General features: G+C 69.6%; 29 protein-coding genes and 3 pseudogenes. 28 read left to right on the forward strand and 4 right to left on the reverse strand.

Features of this window, described 5'->3' with window-relative positions; all coding sequences use genetic code 11:
• The 11 genes and pseudogenes from ACZ3H8_RS02580 to ACZ3H8_RS02630 form a co-directional block, all read left to right on the forward strand.
• Positions 1 to 308 (forward strand): annotated as a pseudogene (locus ACZ3H8_RS02580) (hypothetical protein); the annotation flags it as partial.
• A 32-nt stretch (positions 309 to 340) separates the two neighbouring features.
• Positions 341 to 499 (forward strand): hypothetical protein, encoded by a 159-nt coding sequence (locus ACZ3H8_RS02585; RefSeq protein WP_467396510.1) that lies wholly within the window; start codon positions 341 to 343, stop codon positions 497 to 499.
• Between the two features lie 65 nt (positions 500 to 564).
• Positions 565 to 825, forward strand: a complete 261-nt coding sequence (locus tag ACZ3H8_RS02590; protein WP_467396512.1) for a hypothetical protein — start codon at positions 565 to 567, stop codon at positions 823 to 825.
• Positions 822 to 950 (forward strand): hypothetical protein, encoded by a 129-nt coding sequence (locus ACZ3H8_RS02595; protein ID WP_467396514.1) that lies wholly within the window; start codon positions 822 to 824, stop codon positions 948 to 950. Before ACZ3H8_RS02590 ends, ACZ3H8_RS02595 begins: the two co-directional genes overlap by 4 nt.
• 76 nt (positions 951 to 1,026) lie before the next feature.
• The gene (locus ACZ3H8_RS02600; RefSeq protein WP_467396516.1) at positions 1,027 to 1,200 is read left to right on the forward strand and encodes a hypothetical protein; all 174 of its coding nucleotides are present in this window, start codon (positions 1,027 to 1,029) and stop codon (positions 1,198 to 1,200) included.
• The gene (locus ACZ3H8_RS02605; protein WP_398981752.1) at positions 1,160 to 1,525 is read left to right on the forward strand and encodes a hypothetical protein; all 366 of its coding nucleotides are present in this window, start codon (positions 1,160 to 1,162) and stop codon (positions 1,523 to 1,525) included. Before ACZ3H8_RS02600 ends, ACZ3H8_RS02605 begins: the two co-directional genes overlap by 41 nt.
• Positions 1,526 to 1,549: 24 nt before the next feature.
• Positions 1,550 to 2,173 (forward strand): NAD(P)-dependent oxidoreductase, encoded by a 624-nt coding sequence (locus ACZ3H8_RS02610; RefSeq protein ID WP_467396520.1) that lies wholly within the window; start codon positions 1,550 to 1,552, stop codon positions 2,171 to 2,173.
• Positions 2,174 to 2,312: 139 nt separating this feature from the next.
• Positions 2,313 to 3,554 carry a sensor histidine kinase gene (locus ACZ3H8_RS02615; RefSeq protein ID WP_467396521.1) on the forward strand — a complete coding sequence of 414 codons (1,242 nt, stop codon included), beginning with the start codon at positions 2,313 to 2,315 and terminating at the stop codon, positions 3,552 to 3,554.
• A gap of 226 nt (positions 3,555 to 3,780) precedes the next feature.
• Positions 3,781 to 4,254, forward strand: coding sequence for a transposase (locus tag ACZ3H8_RS02620; protein WP_467396522.1), 474 nt, complete (start codon positions 3,781 to 3,783; stop codon positions 4,252 to 4,254).
• 14 nt (positions 4,255 to 4,268) lie between these two features.
• A pseudogene (locus ACZ3H8_RS02625) lies at positions 4,269 to 4,950 on the forward strand (response regulator).
• 185 nt (positions 4,951 to 5,135) lie between these two features.
• Positions 5,136 to 5,543, forward strand: a complete 408-nt coding sequence (locus ACZ3H8_RS02630; protein ID WP_467397912.1) for a PaaI family thioesterase — start codon at positions 5,136 to 5,138, stop codon at positions 5,541 to 5,543.
• A gap of 14 nt (positions 5,544 to 5,557) precedes the next feature.
• Here the strand turns inward: ACZ3H8_RS02630 and ACZ3H8_RS02635 are convergent, their stop codons facing one another.
• The gene (locus ACZ3H8_RS02635) at positions 5,558 to 6,562 is read right to left on the reverse strand and encodes a Gfo/Idh/MocA family protein (protein WP_467396524.1); all 1,005 of its coding nucleotides are present in this window, start codon (positions 6,560 to 6,562) and stop codon (positions 5,558 to 5,560) included.
• Between the two features lie 154 nt (positions 6,563 to 6,716).
• Here ACZ3H8_RS02635 and ACZ3H8_RS02640 point away from each other — a divergent pair, with 154 nt between their 5' ends.
• From ACZ3H8_RS02640 to ACZ3H8_RS02700, 13 genes and pseudogenes are all read left to right on the forward strand, one after another.
• A complete protein-coding gene (locus ACZ3H8_RS02640; protein ID WP_398983241.1) occupies positions 6,717 to 7,436 on the forward strand; it encodes a GntR family transcriptional regulator in 720 nt (239 codons plus the stop codon).
• 183 nt (positions 7,437 to 7,619) lie between these two features.
• Positions 7,620 to 8,612: a sugar ABC transporter substrate-binding protein gene (locus ACZ3H8_RS02645; RefSeq protein WP_307660317.1), complete on the forward strand. Its 993-nt coding sequence runs from the start codon at positions 7,620 to 7,622 to the stop codon at positions 8,610 to 8,612.
• A 128-nt stretch (positions 8,613 to 8,740) separates the two neighbouring features.
• Positions 8,741 to 9,754: a sugar ABC transporter substrate-binding protein gene (locus ACZ3H8_RS02650; protein WP_467396526.1), complete on the forward strand. Its 1,014-nt coding sequence runs from the start codon at positions 8,741 to 8,743 to the stop codon at positions 9,752 to 9,754.
• Positions 9,751 to 10,812, forward strand: coding sequence for an ABC transporter permease (locus ACZ3H8_RS02655; RefSeq protein ID WP_467396528.1), 1,062 nt, complete (start codon positions 9,751 to 9,753; stop codon positions 10,810 to 10,812). Before ACZ3H8_RS02650 ends, ACZ3H8_RS02655 begins: the two co-directional genes overlap by 4 nt.
• Positions 10,809 to 11,636 (forward strand): ATP-binding cassette domain-containing protein, encoded by an 828-nt coding sequence (locus ACZ3H8_RS02660; RefSeq protein WP_467396530.1) that lies wholly within the window; start codon positions 10,809 to 10,811, stop codon positions 11,634 to 11,636. Before ACZ3H8_RS02655 ends, ACZ3H8_RS02660 begins: the two co-directional genes overlap by 4 nt.
• 240 nt (positions 11,637 to 11,876) lie before the next feature.
• Positions 11,877 to 13,037 (forward strand): ROK family glucokinase, encoded by a 1,161-nt coding sequence (locus tag ACZ3H8_RS02665; protein WP_467396532.1) that lies wholly within the window; start codon positions 11,877 to 11,879, stop codon positions 13,035 to 13,037.
• 2 nt (positions 13,038 to 13,039) lie between these two features.
• Positions 13,040 to 13,615 carry a hypothetical protein gene (locus ACZ3H8_RS02670; protein ID WP_467396534.1) on the forward strand — a complete coding sequence of 192 codons (576 nt, stop codon included), beginning with the start codon at positions 13,040 to 13,042 and terminating at the stop codon, positions 13,613 to 13,615.
• Positions 13,616 to 13,651: 36 nt separating this feature from the next.
• Positions 13,652 to 14,938, forward strand: a complete 1,287-nt coding sequence (pcaDC, locus tag ACZ3H8_RS02675) for a bifunctional 3-oxoadipate enol-lactonase/4-carboxymuconolactone decarboxylase PcaDC (RefSeq protein WP_467396536.1) — start codon at positions 13,652 to 13,654, stop codon at positions 14,936 to 14,938.
• Positions 14,939 to 14,950: 12 nt separating this feature from the next.
• A complete protein-coding gene (locus ACZ3H8_RS02680; RefSeq protein WP_467396539.1) occupies positions 14,951 to 15,583 on the forward strand; it encodes an MBL fold metallo-hydrolase in 633 nt (210 codons plus the stop codon).
• 45 nt (positions 15,584 to 15,628) lie between these two features.
• A complete protein-coding gene (locus tag ACZ3H8_RS02685; protein ID WP_467396541.1) occupies positions 15,629 to 16,408 on the forward strand; it encodes an exodeoxyribonuclease III in 780 nt (259 codons plus the stop codon).
• Between the two features lie 58 nt (positions 16,409 to 16,466).
• Positions 16,467 to 16,913 carry a DUF6278 family protein gene (locus ACZ3H8_RS02690; RefSeq protein WP_467396543.1) on the forward strand — a complete coding sequence of 149 codons (447 nt, stop codon included), beginning with the start codon at positions 16,467 to 16,469 and terminating at the stop codon, positions 16,911 to 16,913.
• Between the two features lie 119 nt (positions 16,914 to 17,032).
• Positions 17,033 to 17,776 carry an amino acid ABC transporter ATP-binding protein gene (locus tag ACZ3H8_RS02695; protein WP_467396545.1) on the forward strand — a complete coding sequence of 248 codons (744 nt, stop codon included), beginning with the start codon at positions 17,033 to 17,035 and terminating at the stop codon, positions 17,774 to 17,776.
• A gap of 35 nt (positions 17,777 to 17,811) precedes the next feature.
• A pseudogene (locus ACZ3H8_RS02700) lies at positions 17,812 to 17,956 on the forward strand (amino acid ABC transporter permease); the annotation flags it as partial.
• 47 nt (positions 17,957 to 18,003) lie between these two features.
• Here the strand turns inward: ACZ3H8_RS02700 and ACZ3H8_RS02705 are convergent.
• Positions 18,004 to 19,605 (reverse strand): CocE/NonD family hydrolase, encoded by a 1,602-nt coding sequence (locus tag ACZ3H8_RS02705; RefSeq protein WP_467396547.1) that lies wholly within the window; start codon positions 19,603 to 19,605, stop codon positions 18,004 to 18,006.
• Between the two features lie 480 nt (positions 19,606 to 20,085).
• On the opposite strand from ACZ3H8_RS02705, the gene ACZ3H8_RS02710 reads away from it, so the two are divergent.
• Together ACZ3H8_RS02710 and ACZ3H8_RS02715 are read left to right on the forward strand one after the other, a co-directional pair.
• The gene (locus ACZ3H8_RS02710) at positions 20,086 to 20,226 is read left to right on the forward strand and encodes a hypothetical protein (protein WP_467396549.1); all 141 of its coding nucleotides are present in this window, start codon (positions 20,086 to 20,088) and stop codon (positions 20,224 to 20,226) included.
• A 10-nt stretch (positions 20,227 to 20,236) separates the two neighbouring features.
• Positions 20,237 to 21,475: a cytochrome P450 gene (locus ACZ3H8_RS02715; RefSeq protein ID WP_467396551.1), complete on the forward strand. Its 1,239-nt coding sequence runs from the start codon at positions 20,237 to 20,239 to the stop codon at positions 21,473 to 21,475.
• Positions 21,476 to 21,488: 13 nt separating this feature from the next.
• On the opposite strand, the gene ACZ3H8_RS02720 is transcribed toward ACZ3H8_RS02715, so the two are convergent.
• Positions 21,489 to 22,238 (reverse strand): hypothetical protein, encoded by a 750-nt coding sequence (locus ACZ3H8_RS02720; RefSeq protein WP_467396553.1) that lies wholly within the window; start codon positions 22,236 to 22,238, stop codon positions 21,489 to 21,491.
• Positions 22,239 to 22,340: 102 nt separating this feature from the next.
• On the opposite strand from ACZ3H8_RS02720, the gene ggt reads away from it, so the two are divergent.
• Positions 22,341 to 24,179, forward strand: coding sequence for a gamma-glutamyltransferase (ggt, locus tag ACZ3H8_RS02725; RefSeq protein ID WP_467396555.1), 1,839 nt, complete (start codon positions 22,341 to 22,343; stop codon positions 24,177 to 24,179).
• Positions 24,180 to 24,244: 65 nt separating this feature from the next.
• The gene (locus ACZ3H8_RS02730; RefSeq protein ID WP_467396557.1) at positions 24,245 to 24,967 is read left to right on the forward strand and encodes a glycoside hydrolase family 75 protein; all 723 of its coding nucleotides are present in this window, start codon (positions 24,245 to 24,247) and stop codon (positions 24,965 to 24,967) included.
• 8 nt (positions 24,968 to 24,975) lie between these two features.
• On the opposite strand, the gene map is transcribed toward ACZ3H8_RS02730, so the two are convergent.
• Positions 24,976 to 25,743 (reverse strand): type I methionyl aminopeptidase, encoded by a 768-nt coding sequence (map, locus tag ACZ3H8_RS02735; RefSeq protein ID WP_467396559.1) that lies wholly within the window; start codon positions 25,741 to 25,743, stop codon positions 24,976 to 24,978.
• Positions 25,744 to 25,783: the final 40 nt, after the last annotated feature.

Raw genomic sequence — 25,783 nt, forward strand, 5'->3', positions numbered from 1 at the left:
CCCCCACGGGGCTTGAGTTTCCGCCCGTCCGGCGGAAACTCAAGCCCGTCCGGCGTTTGAGGACAACGCCCGGAGGGCGTACGGGGGTCTGGGGGCTTGCCCCCAGTTCGGGAAGGGGCGGGGAGGGGAACGCCCGCCGCAGGCGTTACGCCGCGTGGCCGCCGCTCGACCAGGCCGACTGGGAGGGCACCACCGTCATCGGCGGCGACCTCGTCAAGGAGGTCGCCGCGATCAAGGAGCGCACGGACGGGGAGCTGCAGATCCACGGCAGCGGCGGCCTTGCCCAGTCCATTATGAAGCACACCTGATCGACACGCTCAATCTGCTCGTCTTCCCCGTCGTGCTGGGAAAGGGCCGTCGTTTCTTCGCGGACGGCGCGGTTCCCACCGCGTTCCGGCATGCCGCATCGCGCACCACGGGCACCGGCGTGGCCATCCACACGTACGGGCTGGAGGGCCGCCCCCAGTACGGCACGTACGAGCTCAACGAAGGCGTGTAGCACTCAAGCCGGGGCTGCTGGGCGGCCGCGCGGGCCGACCGGACCGCTTGCTAGGTTCCTGCGCCATGCGATCACTGACGTACGACATAGAGTTCCGCGACCGTGCCAAGCGGGCCCAGAGCTGGGGCTTCGGTCTGCTCTCGGTCGCCGCGCTGCTGTGGGTGTGGTTCGCCGTACTGCTGCTCATGCCGTACGAGATCGAGGGCAAGTACGGCGACACGGAGTGCGAGGCTCGGCTCTTCACAGACCAGTCCACCGCCAACAGGGGGCCGGGAACGGCTCGAAGTGCACGGCGGAGCGGGACTGGCCCGAACTCCTCGGGGTGATCGGGCTGTCCGTGCCCGTCTCCGTCGTCGGGGCCGCGCTCTATACGGGGGGCAGCGTCAGCAACCGCATGAGCGAGCACGCTGCGGAGGTCGCCCGGCTCAACGAGGCCGCCGACCGGAAGTGACCCAGATGTCGCGCACGGCAGCCGTCGGGCACAGGCTGGAGGAGAGGGAGCTTTCCCGGGCTCCAGCAGACCGGTGATGCCGGAGAGGCCGGAGAAGCCGGAGAAGGAGGAGAAGCCGGAGAAGGATGAGAAGCCGGAGAAGGAGGAGAAGCCGGAGAAGGATGAGAAGCCGGAGAAGGATGAGAAGCCGGAGAAGGAGGAGCGCAGCCATGACGGCGACGACGCGGAACGACACTCCCATCGCGATTGAAGGGGGCGGTGTGGAGCTGCGGATGCAGGACGTGGGGGGAGACATGACCGTCGCCTTTGTGCGGTTTCCCCAGGGCGCGGACATGGGGCCGGCAATGAAGGGCATGCCCGAGGATCTTTGTCCCTGCCCTCACTGGGGTTACCTGTTCAAGGGGCGGCTGAAGATGCGGACGCAGCACGGCGACGAGATCTACGAAGCAGGACAGGCCTTCTACTGGCCGCCGGGTCATGTCCCGGAAGCGCTCGAGGACTGCGAGTACATCGACTTCTCACCGACCAAGGAGTTCAACGACGTGGTCGATCATGTCAAAGCGCAGATGGGTTGACCTGTACCCGCTCGGGAGTCCGGCATGAAACTCCTGCTTCTCGGCGCGACCGGGCCCACCGGTCTGCAGGTGGCCGCCCAGGCCGTCGACGAGGGCCATCACGTCACCGCGCTCGTACGCAGTCCGGAAAAGCTTTCCCGGCCCGACGACCGGCTGACCGTGCGCGTCGGTGATGTCACCGACGAACAGGAGGTCGCCAACGCCGCCGTGGGCCAGGACGCGGTACTGAGCACGATGGGGTCGGGGAAGAGCCTGACGTCCGACATCGTCGGCCGCGCCGTGGACGCGATCATCCCCGCCCTGCACGAAGCGGGAGTCGGCCGCCTGATCTTCCTCTCCGCCTTCGGCGTCGGCCGGACCTACGCGCAAGCCTCGCTGCCGCAGCGGCTCTTCTACCGCACGATGCTCAGGAAGCTCTTCGCCGACAAGGAGCAGGCGGACCGCAAGCTCCTCGCCAGTGCCCTCGACGTGACCCTCGTCTACCCGGTGACGCTGACCAACCAGCCCTTCACCGGCGCCTACCGAGTCGGTGAGCGTTTCGACTTCAAGGGCATGCCCCGCATCAGCCGGGCGGACGTTGCCCACTTCATGCTCTCGCAGCTCAACGACCCGACCTGGTCCCGCCGCATCGCCATCCTCACCAGTTGAAACAAGGAAACCGGTGGTTGAGACCGGGCCAGAGCCGCCGGCACGATCTTCGCGCCGAAAGTCTGAGCCTGCGCGACTTTGGTAGCTTCCCTCGTCCAGGCGGCCACCGGACGGTTCCCACCTGCGTAGATTTATCGATATGGCGCGCACGGAGTACCCCTGGCTGCTGCCCTCAGCCATGTCCGATCCCCTGGACCCGGACAGCCCCGGCGATGGCGGCGGCCGGGGCAGGACCAGGCCGCGCCGTACCGTACGCGACTGGGTCGTCGACACCCTCGCGTTCGTCCTCGCCGCCATCGTCGGCCTGCTCGCCTCCGAGGCCGGCCAACAGGCGGGCAACTCCGAACTCGTCGTTTTCGCCGATCAGCTGGCGGGCGCCGCGGCCTGCTGTGCGCTGTGGGCGCGGCGGCGGGCGCCGCTCGGGCTCGCCATCACTCTGCTCGTCGTGGCCGTGGTGTCACCGGTCGCCGCCGGCGCGATGCTGGTGGCTCTGTTCAGCCTCGCCGTGCACCGCCCCTTCAAGCCCGTCGCGATCGTCGGGGCCCTCGCCTTCGCGGGCTCGGCCGTCGCCGCCGCCGTCCGCCCCGATCCGAGCATGTCCTACCTGGCCTCGCTCGTCACCAGCGTGATCCTCATCCTGCTGGTGATCGGCTGGGGCATGCTCGTACGCGCCCAACGCCAGCTCGTGGTCGCGCTGCGCGAGCGCGCCCGGCGGGCCGAGACCGAGGCCGAGCTGCGTGCCGAGCACGCTCAGCGGCTCGCCCGGGAGGCCATCGCCCGAGAGATGCACGATGTGCTCGCTCACCGGCTGACCCTCCTCAGCGTCCACGCGGGCGCCCTCGAATTCCGGCCGGACGCGCCACCGGCCGAAGTCGCCCGAGCCGCCGGAGTGATCCGCGACAGCGCGCACGAGGCGCTCCAGGACCTGCGCGAGATCATCGGCGTGCTGCGCGCACCCGGCGACGGCGACGGGGCCGACCGGCCGCAGCCCACGCTCGCCACCCTCGACGCACTGGTCGCAGAGTCCCGTGAGGCAGGCATGAAGGTCACCCTCGACAACCGCATCACCGACCCGGCAGCCGTTCCCGCCGCCACCGGACGGACCGTCTACCGCATTGCGCAGGAGGGACTTACCAACGCCCGTAAGCACGCGCCCGGCTCCGAGGTAACCGTCGTCGTCGGCGGCGGACCGGGAAGCGGCCTGACCGTCGACGTCGACAACCCCGCCCCGATCGGCGAGGTCGAGAAGGTCCCCGGCTCCGGCCAAGGGCTGATCGGCCTGACCGAACGAGCCACGCTCGCGGGCGGGCGGCTGGAGCACGGAGCGACGGGCGACGGCGGGTTCCACGTCCGGGCCTGGCTACCGTGGGCCTCAGTGTGAAGCTGGCTCTCGCCTCACCGTCTTGGGCGGTGCATGGTCGGCTGTAGTCGGCGGGTGACTCATACCGTGGGTGTCCCGTAGGGACTTTCATGCGAATTGTCCCCGTCGGCTGTGGCTCGGGCTGACCGGATGTGGCCTGATAGGAGAGTGGGGCATCCCCCGACTGAGTTGTGTCCCCGGTCAGCTTTCGTTCCGGCAGGAGATCGCCCTTGAGCTGGTGGAACGGGTGCGTGAGCTGACTGGGCGCATCCTGGGGCTGGAGCGGCGACTGGCCCGGCGCGTGGTGTCGCTGGTGCCGTCCCTGCTGGCCATCCCGGGCCTGGGGGCGCTGACCGCGGCCAAGTTGGTGGGGGAGACCGCGGGCGCGGACCGGTTCCGCAGCAAAGCGGCCTTCGCCATGCACGCCGGGGTGGCACCCATCCCGGTCTGGAGCAGCAACAAAGTCCGTGTCCGGCTCAACAGGGGCGGAAACCGCCAGCTCAACACCGCCCTGCACCGCATCGCGGTCACCCAGATCAGGACCGGGATCCATCCACCCGCCCGCGAGCTGTACGACCGGCTGCGCGCGGCCGGCAAGACCAAGTCCGAGGCGTTGCGCGTCCTCAAGCGGCATCTCTCCGACGTCGTCTACCGCCGCCTGCTCCAAGACCAGCAACCCCAAGCCCACACGGCGGACGCTTACTTCGCCGCCGCGGCTTGACATAGGAGATTCGCATGACTATCCGGCTGCTCGTCGTCGATGACGACCCTCTCGTACGCGCGGGACTCGCCCTCATGCTCGGCGGCGCCGACGGTCTCGAGATCGTGGGAGAGGGAACCGACGGCTCCGAGGTCGCGGCGCTCGTCGACGAACTCGCGCCCGACGTGGTCCTGATGGACATCCGGATGTCGACGATGGACGGCCTCACCGCCACCGAGGCGTTGCGCCGCCGCCCCGACGCCCCCGAGATCGTCGTCCTCACCACCTTCCACGCCGACGAACAGGTGCTGCGGGCGCTGCGCGCGGGTGCCGCCGGGTTCGTACTGAAGGACACCCCGCCCGCCGACATCGTCGCCGCGGTACGGCGCGTCGCGGCGGGCGACCCGGTGCTGTCCCCTGCCGTCACTCGCCAGTTGATGACGCACGTCGCAGACCGCGCCCCCGAAACGCGCCGGAGTGAGGCGGCGCGCCGCCTCACCTCCCTCGCCGAACGCGAACGGGAGGTGGCCGTCGCGGTAGGCCATGGCCAGTCCAACGCAGAGATCGCCGCGACCCCTCTATATGAGCGTGCCGACCGTGAAGGCCCATGTCTCCCGCATCCTGGCCAAACTGGACCTCAACAACCGTGTCCAGATCGCTCTGTTGGCGCATGACGCGGGCCTGCTCGACGAGGAGGGCCCACGTAGGCTGGGGTGATGACGACTGTCGATCTGGGGGGAGTGCGGAGCGGACTTCACCGCGAACCCGCATCCGTTGCTGCCGGGGCTGCTGATGCGCGGCGTGCGCAGACTCCCGGTGAGCTGGTAGCCCCGACCGCGACCCCGCTGACCCCCTTCACCGATCGTCCAAGGAGCCGCACCGTGCCGGGACTTGACCTCGCGATGGCCCAGAAGGTCCTCGACAGCCAGCCGTTCAGCCGTCTGCTGGGGGCGCGGATCACCGCGTTCGGCAATGGACAGGCCGTGCTCGAAGTCGACGTCCGGGAAGAACTGCACCAGCAGAACGGCTATCTGCACGGGGGAGTGATCGCGTACGCCGCCGACAACTCGATCACCTTCGCCGCCGGTACGACACTCGGTCCCGCCGTGCTGACCGGTGGGTTCTCCGTCCAGTACATCCGCCCGGCCACCGGCGTGACACTGGTGGCCCGGGCGTCCGTCGTGCACAGCGGCCGCCGTCAGGCCGTCGTACGGTGCGACCTCTTCACCGAGAACGCCGACGGCGACGAGACGCTCTGCGCCGTCGCGCAGGGCACCGTACTGTCCGCACCGTCCGCGCAACAGTCCTGAGAACGCTCCGGGAGTCAGTCCGCCGGGATCTCAGCCAGCCGCACCGGCCGGTGCTCCCGCCGGGACAGCTCGCACGCCTCCGCGATCCGCAGCGCCGTCAGCGCCTCGCGGCCGTCGCAGGGGTTCTCGGCCTCGCCCTGCACCACCCGGACGAAGGTGTCCAGCTCCGCCTCGTACGCGGGGGCGAACCGCTCCAGGAACCCGGGCCATGGTTTGGTGGCCGGCGGAGGGCCCTGCGGCTCGGTCGAGGTGATCGGCGTACGGTCGTCCAGGCCGACCGCGACCTGGTCGAGATCGCCCGCGAGTTCCATCCGTACGTCGTAACCCGCGCCGTTGCACCGGGTGGCCGTCGCCGTGGCCAGCGTGCCGTCGTCCAGCGTGAGCAGCGCGGCCGCCGTGTCGACGTCGCCCGCGTCGCGGAACATCGCCGGGCCCGCGTCCGAGCCGGTCGCGTACACCTCGACCACCTCGCGCCCGGTCACCCAGCGCAGGATGTCGAAGTCATGGACCAGGCAGTCCCGGTACAGGCCGCCGGAGAGCGGCAGATACGCGGCGGGCGGCGGGGCCGGGTCCGAGGTGATCGCCCGTACGGTGTGCAGCCGGCCGAGCCGCCCGGAGCGCACCAGCTCACGGGCCGCGGTGTATCCGGCGTCGAAACGGCGCATGAAGCCCAGCTGGAGCAAGGTGCCCGCCGACTCGACCTCGCGCAGCGCGGCGAGCGTGCCCGGCAGATCCAGGGCGATCGGCTTCTCGCAGAAGGCGGGGAGCCCGGCGCGGGCGGCGCGGGCGATGAGTTCGGCGTGGGCGGCGGTGGCGGAGGCGATCACCACGGCGTCCACGCCCCAGGCGAAGATCTCGTCCGCGCTGGGCGCGGCCGTGGACCCCGTGCGCTCGGCGACCTGGGCCGCCCGTGCCGGGTCGGCATCCGCCACGACCAGCGAACCCACCTCCCGGTGGCGGCTGAGCACGCCCGCGTGAAAGGTGCCGATACGTCCCGTTCCGATGAGTCCGATGCGCATGGCCCAAAGGTGGCGGGGAGGCGCCTCCCTGTCAAGACTTTGTCCTGACAACCGAACTTCACGACTTCCCGTCAACATTTCCTGCGACTACTCTCGCTCCGTGCCCAAGCAGCCCAGACACGTGACGGACCCGTCTCTGTCTCTCCAGCTGAGCGTGGACCGCACCAGCCCGGTCCCGCTCTACTTCCAGCTGTCGCAACAGCTGGAAGCGGCCATCGAGAGAGGGACCCTCACCCCCGGCAGCCTGCTCGGCAACGAGATCGAGCTGGCGGGCAGGCTCGGCCTGTCCCGCCCGACCGTCCGCCAGGCCATCCAGTCCCTCGTCGACAAGGGCCTGCTGGTCCGCCGCCGCGGCGTCGGCACCCAGGTCGTGCACAGCCAGGTCAAGCGCCCGCTGGAGCTCAGCAGCCTGTACGACGACCTCGAGGCGGCCGGCCAGCGCCCGGCCACCATCGTGCTGCGCAACGCCATCGAGCCTGCGAGCGCGGAGGTCGCGGCCGCCCTTGGTGTGGCGGAGGGCAGCGACGTCCAGCTCGTCGAACGGCTGCGGTACGCCCATGGCGAGCCGATGGCCAGGCTGCGCAACCATCTGCCCGCGGGCCTCTTCGACTGCGACACCGAACGGCTTGAGGCCACCGGCCTGTACCGGATGATGCGGGCCGCGGGGATCACCCTGCACAGCGCCCGCCAGTCGGTAGGGGCGAGGGCCGCCACGGCCATGGAGGCCGAACTGCTCACCGAGGCGACCGGCGCTCCGGTGCTGACGATGGAGCGCACCACTTTCGACGACACCGGCCGCGCGGTCGAGTTCGGCTCGCACATCTATCGCGCCTCGCGCTACGCCTTCGAGTTCCAGCTGCTCGTCCGGCCGTAGCCGTAGCCGTAGCCGTAGCCCCGGCCGTAGCCCGGCCGCGACCCGGTCCGCCGTTCGCCGTAGGGTCACGTAAGAATGTCGTTCGCGTAAGAATGTTCGGACAAAGTCTTGACTGGGTCCCGCGACCGCCGTAAAAACTCACCCAGCCGCAACCGGGCGGCCGGGAGAGAAGGCGGATCCACCATGCGTACCACCCGCAGGGCAGCAGCGCTGCTCGCCGCATGTGCCCTGGTCGTCGTCGCCGGATGCAGCAGTTCCGGAGGCAAGGAGGCGAAGGACAGCCCCTCCAAAGGCGGCGGCGAGCCCGCCACCACCCAACGGCTGAAGATCGCGATGGTGACGCACTCCGGCGAGGGCGACACCTTCTGGGACATCGTCCAGAGCGGCGCCAAGGTCGCGGCCCGCAAGGACAACGTCGAGTTCCTCTACGCCGCCAACAAGGAAGGCAAGGAACAGGCCCAGCTCATCCAGACCTACATCGACCAGAAGGTCAACGGCATCATCGTCACCCTCGCCAAGCCGGAAGCCGTCAAGGACGTCGTCAAGAAGGCCGTCGCGGCCGGCATACCCGTCGTCACGATCAACTCGGGCGCCGAGTTCTCCAAAGAGGTCGGCGCACTCAGCCACATCGGTCAGGACGAGACGGTGGCCGGCGAGGCGGTCGGCGAGGAGCTCAACAAGCGCGGCAAGAAGAAGGCCATCTGCGTCATCCACGAGCAGGGCAATGTCTCGCTCGAAGCCCGCTGCGCCGGTGTGAAGAAGACCTTCAAGGGCACCGTCGAGAACCTCAACGTGGAGGGCACCAACATGCCCGCATCCACCTCCTCCATCGAGGCGAAGCTGCAGAGCGCCAAGGACATCGACGCCGTCGTCACGCTCGGCGCACCCTTCGCCGCCGCCTCCGTCAAGGCCAAGGAGGGCGCGGGCTCCAGCGCCGAGGTCAACACCTTCGACCTCAACGCCGAGGTGGTCAAGCAGCTCAAGGCCGGCGAGATCGGCTTCGCCGTGGACCAGCAGCCCTATCTCCAGGGCTACCTCGCCATCGACGAGCTCTGGCTCAACAAGACCAACGGCAATGTGATCGGCGGCGGCAAGCCGATCCTCACCGGCCCGGCCCTCGTCACCGAGAAGGACGTGCCGGCGCTGGAGAAGCTGACCGCCGACGGCACCCGATGACGTACCCGGCGCACCCGATGCCCACCCGCCGACCTGCTGTGACACATACTTGGGCGGCCGGGGAGAGTCGTGACGACTCCCGGCCGCACCGAGAAGTACAGCGAGTACGGCAAGAAGGGCACGGCGTCGTGGCTAGGGCAAGGACAGGGGTACGCGCGCTCGGCGCGGTGCTGGCAGCGGTACTCGGAGCCTCCCTCGCGGGATGCAGCAGCACGGGCGGCAAGCGCGCGGAGGACGCCCGCAAGGCCCAGGCCGCAGCCGGCAAGTCCGCCGTCACCACCCCCCGCTGGACCTTCGCCATGGTCACCCACTCGGGCGATGGCGACACCTTCTGGGACATCGTCCAGAGCGGCGCCGAGCAGGCCGCGGTCAAGGACAACATCAACTTTCTGTACTCGCACAGCGACGAGGGCCAGCAGCAGGCCCAGCTCGTCCAGGCGGCCATCGACAAGAAGGTCAACGGACTGATCGTCACGCTCGCCAAGCCCGACGCCATGAAGGGCGTCATCGCCGAGGCGGAGAAGGCCGGCATCCCGGTGATCACCGTCAACTCGGGCTCCGAGCAGTCCAAGGCGTACGGCGCGCTCACCCATATCGGCCAGGACGAGACGATCGCCGGCGAGGCCGTCGGCGACGAACTCGACAAGCGGGGCAGGAAGAAGGCCCTGTGCGTGCTGCACGAGCAGGGCAACGTCGGCCATGAGCAGCGCTGCGCCGGCGCGAAGAAGACGTTCGGCGGGGAGCTGCAGAACCTGTACGTCGACGGAACCAACATGCCCGACGTTCAGGCGTCCATCGAGGCGAAACTCCAGTCGGACCGCTCCATCGACTCCGTCGTCACGCTCGGCGCGCCGTTCGCGGACGCCGCCGTGCAGGCGGGGAAGACCGCGGAGAGCAAGGCCGAGGTGGACACCTTCGATCTGAACGCCAAGGTCGCCGCCGGTCTGAAGGCCGGGACCCTCGGCTTCGCCGTGGACCAGCAGCCGTACCTCCAGGGGTATCAGGCCGTGGACCTGCTGTGGCTCTACAAGTACAACGCCGATGTGCTCGGCGGCGGGCGGCCCGTCCTCACCGGACCGCAGATCATCTCCAAGACGGACGCCGCGGAGCTGGAGGAATACACAGAGCGGGGGACCCGATGAGTGCGACCGCACCACCTGCCGACACCCGGCAGCCCGACAAGGGTGACGAGCGGCTGCTACGCACCTCGCCGTTGCGCAAGCTGATGGGCCGGCCCGAGCTGGGCTCGGTCGTCGGCGCCGCCGCGGTCTTCATCTTCTTCTCGATCGTGGCGGACTCGTTCCTGCGGGCGTCCAGCCTCTCCACCGTCCTGTACGCGGCGTCGACCCTCGGCATCATGGCCGTGCCGGTCGCGCTGCTGATGATCGGCGGCGAGTTCGACCTCTCGGCCGGCGTCCTGGTGACCAGCTCCGCGCTGATCTCCGCGATGTTCAGCTACCAGATGACGGCGAACGTCTGGGTCGGCATCTTCGTCTCGCTGCTGGTGACGCTCGCGGTCGGGGTCTTCAACGGCTTCATGCTGACCCGTACGAAACTTCCCAGCTTCATCATCACGCTCGGTACGTTTCTGATGCTGACCGGCCTCAACCTCGGCTTCACCAAGCTGATCAGCGGCACGGTCTCGACCAAGTCCATCGGCGACATGGAGGGCTTCGCCTCGGCGAAGAAGCTCTTCGCCTCCCAGCTCACCCTCGGCGACGTCACGCTGAAGGTGACCATCCTGTGGTGGTTCGCACTGGTCGCGCTGGCCACCTGGATCCTGTTGCGTACCCGCTTCGGTAACTGGATCTTCGCGGTCGGCGGCGGCGCCGACGCGGCTCGCGCGGTCGGCGTCCCGGTCAACAAGACCAAGATCGGCCTGTATATGGGCGTCGCCTTCGCCGCCTGGGTCTCCGGCCAGCATCTGCTGTTCTCGTTCGACGTGGTGCAGTCCGGCGAGGGCGTCGGCAATGAGCTGACGTACATCATCGCGGCCGTCATCGGCGGCTGTCTGATCACCGGCGGCTACGGCTCCGCGATCGGCTCGGCGGTCGGTGCGTTCATCTTCGGCATGACCAGCAAGGGCATCGTGTACGCGGAGTGGAACCCGGACTGGTTCAAGTTCTTCCTCGGAGCGATGCTCCTTCTGGCCACCCTGCTCAACGCATGGGTCCGCAAGCGTGCGGAGGCAAGCAAATGACCGCCCTCGTCGAGCTGGACAACGTCAGTAAGTACTACGGCAACATCCGTGCCCTGGAAGGCGTCTCGCTCGAGGTCCACGCCGGGCACATCTCCTGCGTCCTCGGCGACAACGGCGCGGGCAAGTCCACCCTGATCAAGATCATCGCGGGTCTGCACCGGCACGACGCGGGCACCTTCCTCATCGAGGGCGAGCAGGCGAGCCTCGCCAACCCGCGCGAGGCGCTGGACCGGGGTATCGCCACGGTCTACCAGGACCTCGCCGTCGTACCGCTGATGCCGGTCTGGCGGAACTTCTTCCTCGGCTCCGAGCCGACGAAGGGGGTCGGTCCCTTCAAGCGTCTCGATGTCGAGCTGATGCGCGAGACCACCCGGTCCGAACTGCTGCGCATGGGCATCGACCTGCGCGATGTCGACCAGCCGATCGGGACGCTGTCGGGCGGTGAGCGCCAGTGCGTGGCGATCGCCCGGGCCGTCTACTTCGGCGCGAAGGTCCTGGTGCTGGACGAGCCGACGGCCGCGCTCGGGGTGAAGCAGTCGGGCGTGGTGCTGAAGTATGTGGCGGCGGCACGCGACGCGGGACTGGGCGTGGTGCTGATCACCCACAACCCCCACCACGCGTATCTGGTCGGCGACCGCTTCGTACTGCTCAAGCGCGGCACCATGTCGGGCAGCCACACCAAGGACTCGGTCACCCTGGACGAGCTCACCCGCCAGATGGCGGGCGGCAGCGAGCTGGAGGACCTGCGCCACGAGCTGGAGCGTGCGCCGACGCCGACGCATCTGGGCGGTCATCCGGTGAAGGACGAGCCGCCCGCTGCCTAGTGCCTGCCGGGGCTCCGCCCCCGGACCCCCGGTCCTCAAACGCCGGACGGGCTTGATGGTGCGGCCCTGGCCGACATTTCCAGCCCGTCCGGCCCTTGAGGACATGCGGCCGAAGGCCGCATACCCGGGTTCCGGGGCGGAGCCCCGGGGCGGGCGGCAACCCGCACGCGCACCGGCGGGCGCGGTGCCTGGCAGAATCGCCGGTGAACCACCCACCCGCCTCCGAGACCCCGCAGGGACATGAGCACCTACCGCGACTTCGCGCACCGCGGCTCCGCACGGGCCACCGTCCTGAAGACCATCGGCACCCGCGAGCGGCGCTCGCACCTGACCGCGCCCCGCGTCCCCACCGTCGGCATCGACATCGGCGGTACGAAGGTGATGGCGGGCGTCGTCGACGCCGACGGGGTCATCCTGGAGAAGATCCGCACCGAGACGCCGGACAAGTCCAAGAGCCCGAAGGTCGTCGAGGACACCATCTGCGAGCTCGTCCTGGACCTGTCCGACCGGCACGATGTGCACGCCGTGGGCATCGGCGCGGCCGGCTGGGTCGACGCCGACCGCTCCAAGGTCCTCTTCGCCCCCCACCTCGCCTGGCGCAACGAGCCCCTGCGCGACGCCCTGTCGGCCCGGCTCGCCGTCCCCGTGCTGGTCGACAACGACGCCAACACCGCCGCCTGGGCGGAATGGCGCTTCGGCGCGGGCCGCGGCGAGGACCACCTCGTCATGATCACCCTCGGCACCGGCATCGGCGGCGCGATCCTCGAGGACGGCCAGGTCAAGCGCGGCAAGTACGGAGTAGCCGGCGAATTCGGCCATATGCAGGTCGTGCCCGGCGGCCACCGCTGCCCCTGCGGCAACCGCGGCTGCTGGGAGCAGTACAGCTCGGGCAACGCCCTCGTACGGGAGGCCCGCGAGCTCGCCGCGGCCGACTCCCCGGTCGCGTACAGCCTCATCGACCGGGTCGGCGGCAACGTCGGCGACATCACCGGACCGATCATCACCGAGCTCGCCCGCGAGGGCGACGCCATGTGCATCGAGCTTTTCCAGGACATCGGCCAGTGGCTCGGCATCGGCATCGCCAATCTCGCCGCCGCCCTCGACCCCTCCTGCTTCGTCATCGGCGGCGGCGTCAGCGCTGCCGACGACCTGCTCATCCGCCCCGCCCGGGATGCCTTCCGGCGGCATCTGACCGGCCGCGGCTACCGCCCCGAGGCTCGCATCGTCAAGGCCCAGCTCGGCCCCGAGGCAGGTATGGTCGGCGCCGCAGACCTCGCGCGGCTTGTGGCCCGCCGCTTCCGCCGCGCCAACCGGCGCCGGGTGGAGCGCCACGAGCGGTACGAGCGCTATGCGCAGGCCATCCGTAACTCCAGCACTGCCCGCCCCACCCAGGAACCGTAGCCATGACCGTGCCCCGCCAGTCCACGTCCCCGGACGAGAGCGCCCGTCCCCCCGAGGACCGGCGCCATATGCTCCTTCGCCGTTGGCTGACGGCCATCATCATCGTGCTGCTCGTCGGTATCCCGGCCGGCTATCTGGTCATCTCCGCCGAGCAGAGCCGCGACAGCGGCCGCGACAAGGAGTCGGAGTCCTCGGCGACCGGCCTGCGCGAAAGCTGGCCGTCGCAGATGAAGCGCCGCGTATTCGAGGTGCCGATCCCCGAGAAGTCCACCGACGTCGCCTACTACGAGACGAGCAACTGGAAGACCAGCCGGTTGTACGTGCAGTTCCGCACCACATCCGCCGGGCTCGACCGGTTCCTGAAAGGCGTGGGCACCAGCCGTTCCCAGCTCGACGACGGCGTGGTCACCATCAGCGCGCGGGACGCCGAGACGGTGGGCTGGGACTTCAGCGCGGGGAGTGACTGGGCGGGCACCACGCATGCGCAGAAGGACCCGCGGCCCTCGCAGGACATCACCGTGGACATGACTTATGGCTCCCGTCCCAAGGTGTATGTCGTATCGACGGCGACCCCCTGACCGGAGGCTGGGCCTCCACTCATTACCGTGGGGCAGGTGAGTGAGACGCAGACGCCCCCGAAGACCCTGCAGTACCGGATCGACGGTCCGGACGACGCCCCCGTGCTCATCCTTGGCCCCTCCCTAGGCACCACCTGGCACATGTGGGACCGGCAGATCGACGATCTGTCCCGCCAGTGGCGGGTGCTCCGCTTCGACCTGCCGGGCCACGGCGGCGCCCCCGCCCACCCCGCCACCGCCGTCGCCGAACTCGCCGACCGGCTGCTCGCCACCCTCGACGAACTGGGCATCCAGCGCTTCGGCTACGCCGGCTGCTCCATCGGCGGCGCGATCGGCGTCGAGCTTGCGCTGCGTCATCCGCACCGGCTGGCCTCCCTCGCGCTGGTCGCCGCCTCGCCCCGGTTCGGGACCGCCGACGAGTTCCGCCAGCGCGGCGTGATCGTCCGTACCAACGGTCTGGACCCGATGGCCCGCAGCGCGCCCGAGCGCTGGTTCACGCACGGTTTCGCCGCCGCCCAGCCCGCCATCGTCGAGTGGGCAGTCCAGATGGTCCGCACCACCGACCCCGGCTGCTACATCGCCGCCTGCGAGGCGCTCGCGGCCTTCGACGTACGCGGCGAACTCGGTCTGGTCGGCGTCCCCACCCTCGTCCTGGTCGGCTCCGAGGACCAGGTCACCGGGCCCGCCGAGGCCCGCACCCTGGTCGCCGGGATTCCGGACGCCCGGCTCGCGCTGGTGCCCGGCGCCTCGCACCTCGCGCCCGTCGAGCAGCCCGCCGCCGTCACCGACCTTCTCGTACGCCACTTCTCCACCGCCTGGAACGACACACTCTCGGCCATCGCGGCCCCGCCGGTCGCACCCGCGATCTCCGCCCCGGTGGCGCCCGTCGGCGAGATCGCGTCCGCCTCGCCCGCGCAGCCCGAAGCGGTGCATTCGGGCCGCCCCGATCCGTACGTCGCGGGCATGAAGGTACGCCGCGAGGTCCTCGGCGACGCGCATGTGGACCGGGCGACGGCCGCCGCCGACGACTTCACCGGCGACTTCCAGGAGCTGATCACCCGCTACGCCTGGGGCGAGGTCTGGACCCGCGGGGGTCTGGACAGACGCACCCGCAGCGTGGTGACGCTGACCGCGCTGGTCGCGGGCGGGCATCTGGACGAGCTGGCGTTCCACACCCGGGCCGCCCTGCGCAATGGCCTGACCCCCGCCGAGATCAAGGAAGTCCTGATCCACGCGGCCGTGTACTGCGGCGTCCCGGCGGCGAACTCCGCCTTCAGGGTCGCCCACGCCGTCATCCAGGAGGAGACCACTCCCGAGCCGTAGCAGGATGGAGGCATGAGGCTCACGAAGAAGACGCATGCCTGCATCAGACTGGAGAAGGACGGGCTGACGCTCGTCATCGATCCCGGCACCTTCAGTGAGGAGGACGCCGCCGTCGGCGCGGACGCCATCCTCGTCACGCACGAGCATCTCGACCACTTCAACGAGGACCGGCTGCGCGCCGGCCTCGAAGCCAACCCGGCCGCCGAAATCTGGACGCTGCGGAGCGTCGCCGAGAAGATCTCGGCGGCCTTCCCGGGCCGCGTCCACACGGTCGGCCACGGCGACACCTTCACCGCGGCCGGTTTCGACGTCGAGGTCCACGGTGAGCTGCACGCGGTGATCCACCCGGACATCCCGCGGATCACCAACGTCGGCTATCTGGTGGACGGTTCGGTCTTCCACCCGGGCGACGCCCTCACCGTCCCCGACCAGCCGGTCCACACGCTGCTGATCCCTGTGCATGCCCCGTGGAACAAGATCTCCGAGATCATCGACTACGTGCGCGAGGTGAAGCCGCAGCGTGCCTTCGACATCCACGACGCCCTGCTCACCGATCTCGCGCGGCCGATCTACGACAGCCAAATCGGCTCGCTCGGCGGCGCCGAGCACGGCCGGCTGGCCCCGGGCGAGACGGCGGACCTGTGACTGCCGCCCTCCTGACTGTCAGACCCCACAGCTAGGCTGTCGCACATGCGTATCGCGACCTGGAACGTAAACTCGATCACCGCTCGGCTGCCCCGACTGCTGGCCTGGCTGGAGAACACCGGCACGGACGTGCTGTGCATCCAGGAGACGAAGTGCACCGCGGAGCAGTTCCCCTCCGACGAGCTGCGCGAGCTCGGTTATGAATCCGCGGTCCACGCCTCCGGCAGGTGGAATGGCGTGGCGCTGGTCTCCCGGGTCGGTCTTGACGACGTCGTCAAGGGTCTGCCCGGCGGTCCGGACTACGAGGGGCTGCAGGAGCCGAGGGCGATCGCGGCGACCTGCGGCCCGGTCCGCCTCTGGTCGGTCTATGTGCCCAACGGCCGCGAGATCGCCCATGAGCACTACGCCTACAAGCTGCGCTGGCTGGAGGCGCTGCAGGCGGCGGTGGCCACGGACGCGTCCGGGAGCCGTCCCTTCGCGGTCCTCGGCGACTTCAACATCGCGCCGACCGACGACGATGTGTGGGACCCGTCGTTCTTCGAGGGGATGACCCACGTAACCCCGACCGAGCGTGCGGCGCTGGAGGCCCTGCGCAAGGCCGGGCTCGCCGACGTGGTGCCGCGCCCCCTGAAGTACGAGCACCCGTTCACGTACTGGGACTACCGCCAGCTGTGCTTCCCCAAGAACCGTGGCATGCGCATCGACCTGGTCTACGGCAACGAACCCTTCGCCAATGCGGTGAAGGACAGCTATGTCGACCGCGAGGAGCGCAAGGGCAAGGGCGCCTCGGACCATGCCCCGGTTGTTGTCGATCTGGACATCTGACGCTTGTTGACGCGCGCCTTGTGGTGCGTGCGGCGGCAGGGATGCGAGGCTGAGCGGTATGAACATCCCTTTCTTGGACAACTGGCTCAAGCGGCACGTCGCTGAGCAGGAGGAGGACGACCTCTCCGCCGAGTACGACCCGGAGCGCGCGGCGGCCGTTGCCGAGCTGCTCTCCGAGTGTGAGCTGCTGCGTGTCCGAGCGGGGCAGGCGGGGCTCGAACTGGACGACTCCCCGGCCTCTTTGGCCGCCCTCGACCAGCTGCCGCCGCGCTGGCGCGACGACCCGGAGGAGCTGCCCTGGCTGGGCAATGACGCGGGCCTCTACCTCGGCACCGTGATCGTCCGTACGGTGCGGGGCGCGGCCTGGCACATCTGGCCGGGCGGCCATCCCGTGGTGCGGCTCGCCTCCGGCCGCGAGATCAGCGTGGTGGAGGCGGGCCTCGAGTGGGCGGTCAATGGAGCGCCCCAGTTGTCGCAGGTCTACGCGGAAGCCGCCGAGGCCTGACCTGCGAAGTCGCTATTAATACGGCTTATGCCCTATTTATGCGTGTCGGGTGTGAAGTCCCTTGTCCGGCTGGATAGTTTGCGCTGACCCGACACAGCTGAGAGTGGGTGGGGCAGCGTATGGCCGGCGATCCGTTGATCGAGCTGCGTGACGTCAACAAGCACTTCGGACAGTTGCACGTCCTCCAGCACATCGACCTCACGGTGGGCCGCGGAGAAGTGGTGGTGGTCATCGGCCCGTCGGGCTCCGGGAAATCCACGCTCTGCCGGGCGATCAACCGCCTGGAGACGATCGAATCGGGCGCCATCCTCATCGACGGCCAGTCGCTCCCCGAAGAGGGCAAGGCGCTCGCCAGACTCCGTGCCGACGTCGGCATGGTCTTCCAGTCCTTCAATCTCTTCGCACACAAGACCGTCCTGGCCAATGTTTCGCTCGGACAGATCAAGGTCCGCGGGCGCAAGAAGGACGAGGCGGAGAAGCGCTCGCGCCAGCTCCTCGAACGCGTCGGCCTCGCCGACCAGGCCGACAAGTATCCGGCCCAGCTCTCCGGCGGCCAGCAGCAGCGCGTGGCCATCGCCCGCGCGCTCGCCATGGATCCCAAGGTCATGCTCTTCGACGAGCCGACCTCGGCCCTCGACCCGGAAATGATCAATGAAGTGCTGGAGGTGATGCAGCAGCTCGCACGCGACGGCATGACCATGGTCGTCGTCACCCACGAGATGGGCTTCGCCCGCTCCGCCGCCAACCGCGTCGTCTTCATGTCGGACGGCCGCATCATCGAGGACCGTACCCCGGACGACTTCTTCACCCACCCCGAGAGCGACCGTGCCAAGGACTTCCTTTCCAAGATCCTCAAGCACTGACGGGGGGATTCTCGCCACAGGGCCGGCTCAGCCACTACGATTTGTCGTTCATCCCAGTGGTGACGGTGATCTCGCCGATCTACATCGGGCTACGCCCGAAAAGAGGCCGTGGATGTCGCCCCGGCCGAACCAGGAACGCTGCTGCCGGGTGGGGGTCGCCCCACGGCCCCCAGGTCGTAGGGGGAGCAGTGGCTCAGGGGCAGTACCCGCCCGGCGGCAGCCGGTGATCACTTCTCGCGCAGCGGGACCGACAGATAGGACGGGTCGGCTGCGGACGAGGAGAAGGTCAGCTGCGCGCCGGACGGGTTGTGCTCGATGTAGAGCGGGTCGACGGTGTCGACGACCAGGGCGAGACGGTGGCCCGCCGGAACGTCGTAGGCGGTGGAGAACAGCTCCAGGTCGACGGCGAACGGCTTTCCGGGCGTCTTGCCGTGGAAGGTGTACGGCGCATTGCTGACCAGCTTGCCGAGGCCGAGCGGGCCCACGTCGTAGAGATATGCGACGAGGGTGCCGCTCTCCTCGGTGCTGGTGACCGTGGTGTGCAGCCTGGCGGTGCCGCGGATCTGCTGCGCGGAGGCGTAGCGCTCGGACTGCCAGACGGTGGCGAAGAGGCGCGGCAGCAGCGGGATCGACGCCATGGGCGGCAGCTTGGCGAACTGGTCCAGGACGCTGGAGAGGATGGTGACCCCGCCGTTGGCGCCGGAGTCGATATTGGCGAAGATCCTCTTGCTGCCGCCGAGGCCGATCTTGCGCTCCGTCGCGGCCACCGACTTCCAGTCGGGGTAGTTCTCATAGGCGCCGGTGGAACGGGACTTGATGCGGACCGGCTGCTCGCGGTCGACGCCGTTGTCGACGCCCTTGAGGTGGTGGTCGAGCCAGCGACGGGCGCTGGTCCAGGTGTCGTTGGGCAGACCGAGCAGACCGGTGCCCTCGGCCGTCGCATGGTCGCCGGGGCGGAACTCCAGGCGCTTGGGGCCGGTGAGCTTCTCGTAGAAGTCCGCGTACTGGTTGGGCGGGAAGATCGTGTCCCCCCAGGCGTTGCCGAGCATGATGGCGGCGCCGTTGGCATTGATCCGGTCCAGGTAGGTGATGGGGGAGCGCTTCTTCCCCCAGTCGATCATCCCCTGCTCCTTGGCGAGATTGGAGGAGAAGAAGTCCGCCGTGATCTGCTGGAACTCCTCGCTCGGCCGGCCGGTGAGATATCCCGCCCCGGTGAGCAGCGCCGTGGCCTGCACATGCTGGGTGCGGCCGCTGTAGATGGACTCGACGAGGTCGGCCCAGCCGCTGAGCGCCGCGACCGCCTTGATCCGCTTGTCGTGGGCGGCGGCCAGCAGAGAGATGCCCGCGCCGTACGAGACTCCGGCCATACCGACCTTGCCGGGGTCGGCGGGGGTGTTCGCCAGCGCCCAGTCGATCACCTTGGACGCGTCGGCGATGTCGGGCGGTCCTGCCACCTCGATGTAGCCGCCCGACTGCCAGAAGCCGCGGGCGTTGTAACTCACCACCACATAGCCGGAGTCGGCGAGTTTCTTCGCCTGGGCGAGGTACTCGATCTGGGGCGTGGCCCAACTGGTGGGCAGCACGATCACGGGGTAGCTGCGGCTGCCGTCCGCGCCGGCCGGGGTGACCACATTGGCCTTGAGTACGGTGCCGCCGTCGCCCTCGATGTCGACGAACCGCACGTCCGCGGCCGTGGATTGGGCCTGAGCCCGGGCCTGGGGCTGTGCCGTCGGGGCGGCGGGTGCCACGCCGACGCCGGGTCCCGCGAGAAGCGCGGCGGAGACCGTACCGATCGCGGTCGTGCGCAGGGCATGGCGGTGCTGTCCCACGGGTCACTCCTCACACGTGTAACTGCCAATGTGACCTGACGGTAACCTCGGGGACTTACTTGGGGTAACTCCCCGGTAAGTTACGCGAGGGTAACGATTATTGGACGCGGTGTCAGTGAGCGGGGCGAGCCGCGGACTTGCCGGGTGCGGGCCGTGTGCAGAAGACTCGCCCCGGACCTGGCCGCCCCGCAGACGGCCGCGGGCTCTGTTTCGAGACACAGATCTTCGATCTGGATCCGGCCGAACTGCTCGACGCCGTCAGGCAGTACGCGCCGGTAGGGCTCACGGCCACGGACCAAACGCGCCAGCAGCCTCCCACGGGGCCCCTTCCCGGGCTTGCCCGGAAGGGCAGTTGACACCACCGTGGTGGTGTAGGCCTGTGTCGGCGAACGGAGAAGCCGTGGGCCCCCTGATGGCCCATTCGCTGACGTCGGCGCTCGCGGTGACCGGGGCGCTCGACCGGCGATCAGCGCGGATTTCATGCGCCAGACCTGGCTGCGCTGCTACGCGCGCGGCGAGCTGGTGGAGCCGGCGTGCGCCGGGCACCACGCGATGGACGAGACCCCGCTCCAGCTCATCCGTACCGTCGAGGACTTCCTTCGCGCGGGCGTCCACGGCTGACAATGCCTGTATGACGAGGCCCGATCAGACCGTGCCCGATGTGTTCGATCCGCGGATCTACGCCGCCGGGCTGCCGCACGAGGCGTTCCGCGAGCTGCGGGACCGCCACCCGGTGGCCTGGCAGCAGGAGTACGAAGTCCTGGGCTGGCCCGCCGGACCCGGCTTCTGGGCGGTCACCCGGCACGCCGACGTCGTACGGGTCCTCAAGGACTCGGGAACGTACTCCTCGCACCTCGGGGCCACCCAGATCCGCGACCCCGACCCGGCCGACCTGCCCTTCATCCGGCGGATGATGCTCAACCAGGACCCTCCGGACCACGGGCGGCTGCGGCGTCTGGTGAGCCGCGCCTTCACCCCCGGCCGCATCGACCGCTTCACCACGGCCGCCCGGACCCGGGCCCGCCAACTGCTCACCGCCGCACGGGACACGGGGCCTGTCGTGGACCTCGTCTCCGCCGTCACCGACGACTACGCACTGCTCAACCTCGCCGACCTGCTCGGCGTCCCGGAGGGCGACCGCGGCCTGCTGCTGAAGTGGACCGAGCGCGTCATCGCCTACCAGGACCCCGACGAGCCGCCGGTGCTCGGACCCGACGGGCGGCCCGTCAACCCGCGCTCGCCGGCCATGCTCCAGGAGATGTTCACATACGCCCAGGAGCTCGCCGCGTACAAACGGCGCAGGCCCGCCGACGACGTCATGACCTCGCTCGCGCAGTCGGAACTCTCCGACGCCGAGCTGGAGATGTTCTTCTTTCTGCTGACGGTCGCGGGCAACGACACCGTCCGCAGCGCCGCCCCCGGCGGCTTTCTGACGCTGGCGGAGCACCCGGACGAACAGCGCGGACTGCGGGCGGGCGAGGCCGACCTGGACCGGACCGTCGACGAACTGCTGCGCCGCCACCCGCCCGTCCTCAGCTTCCGCCGCACCGCCACCCGCGACACCACACTGGCCGGGCAGCAGATCCGTACGGGCGACAAGGTCGTCGTCTTCCACGCATCCGCCAACTACGACGAGCGGGTCTTCGATGCGCCGTACGGGCTCGACCTCGGCCGTTCCCCGAATCCGCATGTCTCCTTCGGGGACGGGCCGCATGTCTGCCTAGGTGCCCACTTCGCCAGGCTCCAGCTGCGCGTACTGCATGAGCAGGCGCTGGATGTGCTGCCGCCGCTGGTGACCGCCGGACCGCCCGGGCGGCTGGTGTCCAACTTCATCAACGGCATCAAGTCGCTGCCGCTGACGGCGGCCTGACCGGCCGGGCGGGTCAGCTCGCGGAGCGGTGGGAGTTGCGTGCGGCGGGGGCCGGGGCCTGCGCCTGCGCCGTCCGGGTCACATCGGCGACCAGCTCGACCACATCGGGGCCGTACGCCGTGGAGTTGACGACCTTGAGCAGCAGGCAGAAGGAGTTGGCGCCGTGCTTGCGGGCGAGCTTCTCGTGGTTGCGGGCCAGATAGCGGGTGGCCGCCTGGTTGGTGATGGCGCGCTGGCCGCAGAAGAGGAAGACGGGCCGGGCGTCCTGCCCCGCCGTGAGCCGCGCCAGCATGACGTACTCGGCGAGGCCCGGCTCCATGCGGTAGCGCTCCGAGCCGATCTGGAAGGCGCCCTGGTCGGGGCCCGGCTCGGGGTCCGTGTTGACCTTCACGCCGGGGAGCAGCGAGTGCAGATGCGCGGCCATCCGGCGATTGGAGAACGGACCGCCCACACAGAATTCCGTACGTTCGCCGAAGCCCTGCTGGGCTATGTCGTGCCAGATGATCTGGGCGTTCGCCCCGCAGTCCTTGATCAGCGCGGAGAGCTCGATCAGCGCGAAGACGTCGAAGCGGTGCACGGAGCCGTCCCGCCCGGCCTCGCGGTTGACGACAAGCAGAGATTCGGAATTTCCCGGCAGCCCGAAGAAGGCCTGCTTGCGGCGGAGTCTGCGCTTCCACAGGTATGTGCGCGCGAGCCAGCCGAGCGTGGCGCTGATGCCGGCGGCCAGCACGCCGAGCACGATGTTGCGTACGTCGTCAGTCATGGGCGCGCATGTTAGCGGGGTTGTTGGAACATTGTTCGAGGTGGCCCTCACGAGGCGGTGGTGAAGTTACGCTGCGCGGACGTAGGTTGACTGGAGGTACGGATGCGTCGCTCCACCGCACGGTATGTGTCGGTTCTTGCCGTTTCGGCGGCCGTGGTCTCGATCGGCGCGGCCGCGCCGCCGGCGGATTCCCCGCCGGTCAGGACTCCCGCGAAAACGCCGGTGGCGGCCGGGTACGGCGGGGCGGTGGCGAGCGTCGACCCGGACGCCTCGGCCGCCGGGATCGAGGTGCTGCGGCGGGGCGGCAATGCCGTGGACGCGGCGGTGGCGACCGCGGCGGCCCTCGGTGTCACCGAGCCGTATTCGGCGGGCATAGGCGGTGGCGGCTTCTTCGTCTACTACGACGCGAAGACCCGTACGGTCCAGACCATTGACGGCCGCGAGACCGCACCCCGCTCCGCCGACTCCTCTCTCTTCCTCGAGAACGGCAAGCCCATACCCTTCGAGGAGGGCATGACGAGCGGCCTGGGCGTCGGCACCCCGGGCACACCTGCGACCTGGGACGCGGCACTGGATGCCTGGGGCAGCAGGCCGCTGCGGCAGCTGCTGCAGCCGGCCGAGCGGCTGGCGAAGGACGGCTTCACCGTCGACGCCACCTTCCGCTCGCAGACCCAGGCCAACCAGGCGCGCTTCGAGGACTTCCCCGCCACGGCGGAGCTCTTTCTGCCGGGCGGTCAGCTGCCGGTGGTCGGCTCGGTCTTCAAGAACCCCGACCTGGCGCGCACGTACAAGGAGTTGGGACGCAAGGGCGTCGGTGCGCTGTACCGCGGCGAGCTGGCCGAGGACATCGTCGACACGGTACGGAAGCCTCCCGTGCGGGAGGGTGCGACGCGGGTCGTGCGGCCCGGCGATCTGACGGTGCGGGACCTGCGGTCGTACGAGACGGAACGGCGCGCGCCCACCAGGCTCTCCTACCGCGGGCTCGACGTGTACGGCATGGCGCCGTCCTCATCGGGCGGCACGAGCGTCGGCGAGGCGCTCAACATTCTGGAGCGGACCGACCTTTCGACAGCCACGCAGGCGCAGTATCTGCACCGCTTCATCGAGGCGAGCCGGATCGCGTTCGCTGACCGGGGGCGCTGGGTCGGTGACCCGGCCTTCGAGGACGTACCGGTCAGGGAGCTGCTGTCCCAGCGGTTCGCGGACTCGCGTGGCTGCCTGATCAAGGACGACGCGGTGCTCACCAGCCCGCTGGCTCCGGGCGACCCGCGCAAGCCCGCGGCGTGCGGGACTTCGGGCCCGGCCGCGCCCACCACGTACGAGGGCGAGAACACCACCCATCTGACGGCCGCCGACAAGTGGGGCAACGTCGTCGCGTACACCCTGACCATCGAGTCGACCGGCGGCAGCGGCATCACCGTGCCGGGACGCGGCTTCCTGCTCAACAACGAGCTGACCGACTTCTCCTTCGCTCCGGCGAACCCCGCGGTCCACGACCCGAATCTGCCCGGCCCCGGCAAGCGTCCGCGCTCGTCCATGTCCCCGACGATCGTGCTCGACCACGGCCGTCCGGTGCTCGCCGTCGGCTCCCCGGGCGGCGCGACCATCATCACGACGGTGCTGCAGACGCTGACGGGCCATCTGGACCGGGGCCTGCCCCTGGTCGAGGCGATCGCGGCGCCGCGCGCCAGCCAGCGCAACCAGGCGACGACGGAGCTCGAACCGGCGCTGTGGAACAGCCCGCTGCGCGCCGAGCTGGAAGCCATCGGCCACGCCTTCCGGCAGAACCCCGAGATCGGCGCGGCGACGGGCGTCCAGCGACTGCCCGACGGGCGGTGGCTCGCGGCCGCCGAGAAGGAGCGCAGGGGCGGCGGATCCGCGATGGTCGTCCACCCGAGCGGTGCTGCACCGGCAGGCCTGCGTAACCCGTCCGGCGGCTGATCGGACGCGCCGGGCCCGCGAACGGGTAGGGAGCCTTTCGTACACTTTCGAACGAAAGGCTCCCTGTGTGCATACGACATGCCGCTTTCGCCGCGGCCGCCGGTTCCGCCCTGCTCGCGGCGGCTGCGCTGCCGGCCGATGCCCTCGCCGACCCCAACCCCAACCCCTGGGGTGCCGCCAGCAACGACTTCGCGAGCTACGAGGGGTCAGTCAGCGCGTCCGACCTGCTCGCCAAGGTCAATGACTGCCAGCAGATATCGAACGGCGGATACCGGACAGACGAGAGCGCGCCCGCGAACATACCGGTCTGCGCCAAGAACGGGGCCGTGTTCTGGCAGGCCGACATGGACATCGACTGCGACGGCCAGCCGACCGACCGGTGCAATGCCGCGACCGACCCGTGGTTCCAGGACGCGACCACCTTCCAGCAGTCCGACGGTGCGCAGTTGAACGCCGAGACACTGCCGTACATCGTCGTGCCCGTCGAGAGCGGGATCTGGGACTACGGCTCGTCGAGGATCATGGGCGGAACTGTCGCCGCCGTCATCTATGAGGGCCGGGTGCAGTACGCGGTCGTGGGCGACACAGGACCCACAGGGATCATCGGCGAGGCCTCGTACGCCACCGCCGAGGCCCTCGGCATCAACCCCGACCCCATGGGCGGCGGCGTCGAGTCGGGGGTCACGTACATCCTGTTCGAGAACTCCGTGGTGTCGCCGATCGAGAGCCACGAAGGTGCCGTGACCCTCGGTGAGGCCCTTGCCAGGGACTTCCTGCAGAACAACTAGATCCGGGGCTACAGGGCAGTGAGGATGCGGGGGCCGTCGTCCGTGATCGCCACCGTGTGCTCCGCGTGGGAGGCCCGGCTGCCGTCCGCCGTACGGACCGTCCAGCCGTCGCGCGCCGTGTAGTGGCCGTCCGTGCCGCTGCCGATCACCATCGGCTCGATCGCCAGCACCATGCCGTGGCGCAGCGGCATGCCCCGGCCCGGGCGTCCCTCGTTGGGCACGCCGGGGTCCTCGTGCATGTGGCGGCCCACGCCGTGGCCGCCGAAGCCGTCCGGGATGCCGTACCCCGCCGAGCGGCACACGCGGCCGATGGCGTGGGCGATGTCGCCGATGCGATTGCCGACGACGGCCGCCGCGATGCCCGCCTCCAGGGCCGCTTCGGCGGTGGCGATCAGTCGTACGTCCTCGGGGCGGGCGCGGCCGACGGTGAAGCTGACGGCCGCGTCGCCGACCCAGCCGCCCCGGATCGCGCCGCAGTCGATGCTCACCAGGTCGCCGTCGCGCAGGCGGTAGTCGTCGGGGATGCCGTGCACGATCGCGTCGTTGACGGAGGTGCAGATGACGGCGGGGAAGGGGATCGGCGCCCACTGGGGGCGGTAGTCGAGGAAAGGCGAGTCGGCCCCGGCCTCGTCGAGGACCGCGCGGGCGGCCCGGTCCAGGTCACGCAGACAGACGCCGGTGGCCGCGGCCTCGCGGACCGCCGTGAGCGCCTGGGCGACGATCCGGCCCGCCTCGCGCATCGCCTCGATCGATGAATCGGTCTTGATCTCCACCATGCCAATTACTATACCGGTCCTTCCGGTATTTGAATACCGG

Source organism: Streptomyces sp. NPDC002868, assembly GCF_055563295.1.

Coding starts and splice junctions, on each gene's coding strand:
- ACZ3H8_RS02615 (WP_467396521.1), top strand. CDS start 2,313: ATGGCGCGCACGGAGTACCCCTGGCTGCTGCCCTCAGCCATGTCCGAT.
- ACZ3H8_RS02600 (WP_467396516.1), top strand. CDS start 1,027: ATGCCGGAGAGGCCGGAGAAGCCGGAGAAGGAGGAGAAGCCGGAGAAG.
- ACZ3H8_RS02605 (WP_398981752.1), top strand. CDS start 1,160: ATGACGGCGACGACGCGGAACGACACTCCCATCGCGATTGAAGGGGGC.
- ACZ3H8_RS02670 (WP_467396534.1), top strand. CDS start 13,040: ATGACCGTGCCCCGCCAGTCCACGTCCCCGGACGAGAGCGCCCGTCCC.
- ACZ3H8_RS02680 (WP_467396539.1), top strand. CDS start 14,951: ATGAGGCTCACGAAGAAGACGCATGCCTGCATCAGACTGGAGAAGGAC.
- ACZ3H8_RS02720 (WP_467396553.1), bottom strand. CDS start 22,238: ATGACTGACGACGTACGCAACATCGTGCTCGGCGTGCTGGCCGCCGGC.
- ACZ3H8_RS02660 (WP_467396530.1), top strand. CDS start 10,809: ATGACCGCCCTCGTCGAGCTGGACAACGTCAGTAAGTACTACGGCAAC.
- ggt (WP_467396555.1), top strand. CDS start 22,341: ATGCGTCGCTCCACCGCACGGTATGTGTCGGTTCTTGCCGTTTCGGCG.
- ACZ3H8_RS02710 (WP_467396549.1), top strand. CDS start 20,086: ATGCGCCAGACCTGGCTGCGCTGCTACGCGCGCGGCGAGCTGGTGGAG.
- ACZ3H8_RS02685 (WP_467396541.1), top strand. CDS start 15,629: ATGCGTATCGCGACCTGGAACGTAAACTCGATCACCGCTCGGCTGCCC.
- ACZ3H8_RS02655 (WP_467396528.1), top strand. CDS start 9,751: ATGAGTGCGACCGCACCACCTGCCGACACCCGGCAGCCCGACAAGGGT.
- ACZ3H8_RS02630 (WP_467397912.1), top strand. CDS start 5,136: ATGGCCCAGAAGGTCCTCGACAGCCAGCCGTTCAGCCGTCTGCTGGGG.
- ACZ3H8_RS02590 (WP_467396512.1), top strand. CDS start 565: ATGCGATCACTGACGTACGACATAGAGTTCCGCGACCGTGCCAAGCGG.
- ACZ3H8_RS02715 (WP_467396551.1), top strand. CDS start 20,237: ATGACGAGGCCCGATCAGACCGTGCCCGATGTGTTCGATCCGCGGATC.
- ACZ3H8_RS02610 (WP_467396520.1), top strand. CDS start 1,550: ATGAAACTCCTGCTTCTCGGCGCGACCGGGCCCACCGGTCTGCAGGTG.
- ACZ3H8_RS02645 (WP_307660317.1), top strand. CDS start 7,620: ATGCGTACCACCCGCAGGGCAGCAGCGCTGCTCGCCGCATGTGCCCTG.
- map (WP_467396559.1), bottom strand. CDS start 25,743: ATGGTGGAGATCAAGACCGATTCATCGATCGAGGCGATGCGCGAGGCG.
- ACZ3H8_RS02665 (WP_467396532.1), top strand. CDS start 11,877: ATGAGCACCTACCGCGACTTCGCGCACCGCGGCTCCGCACGGGCCACC.
- ACZ3H8_RS02695 (WP_467396545.1), top strand. CDS start 17,033: ATGGCCGGCGATCCGTTGATCGAGCTGCGTGACGTCAACAAGCACTTC.
- ACZ3H8_RS02635 (WP_467396524.1), bottom strand. CDS start 6,562: ATGCGCATCGGACTCATCGGAACGGGACGTATCGGCACCTTTCACGCG.
- ACZ3H8_RS02690 (WP_467396543.1), top strand. CDS start 16,467: ATGAACATCCCTTTCTTGGACAACTGGCTCAAGCGGCACGTCGCTGAG.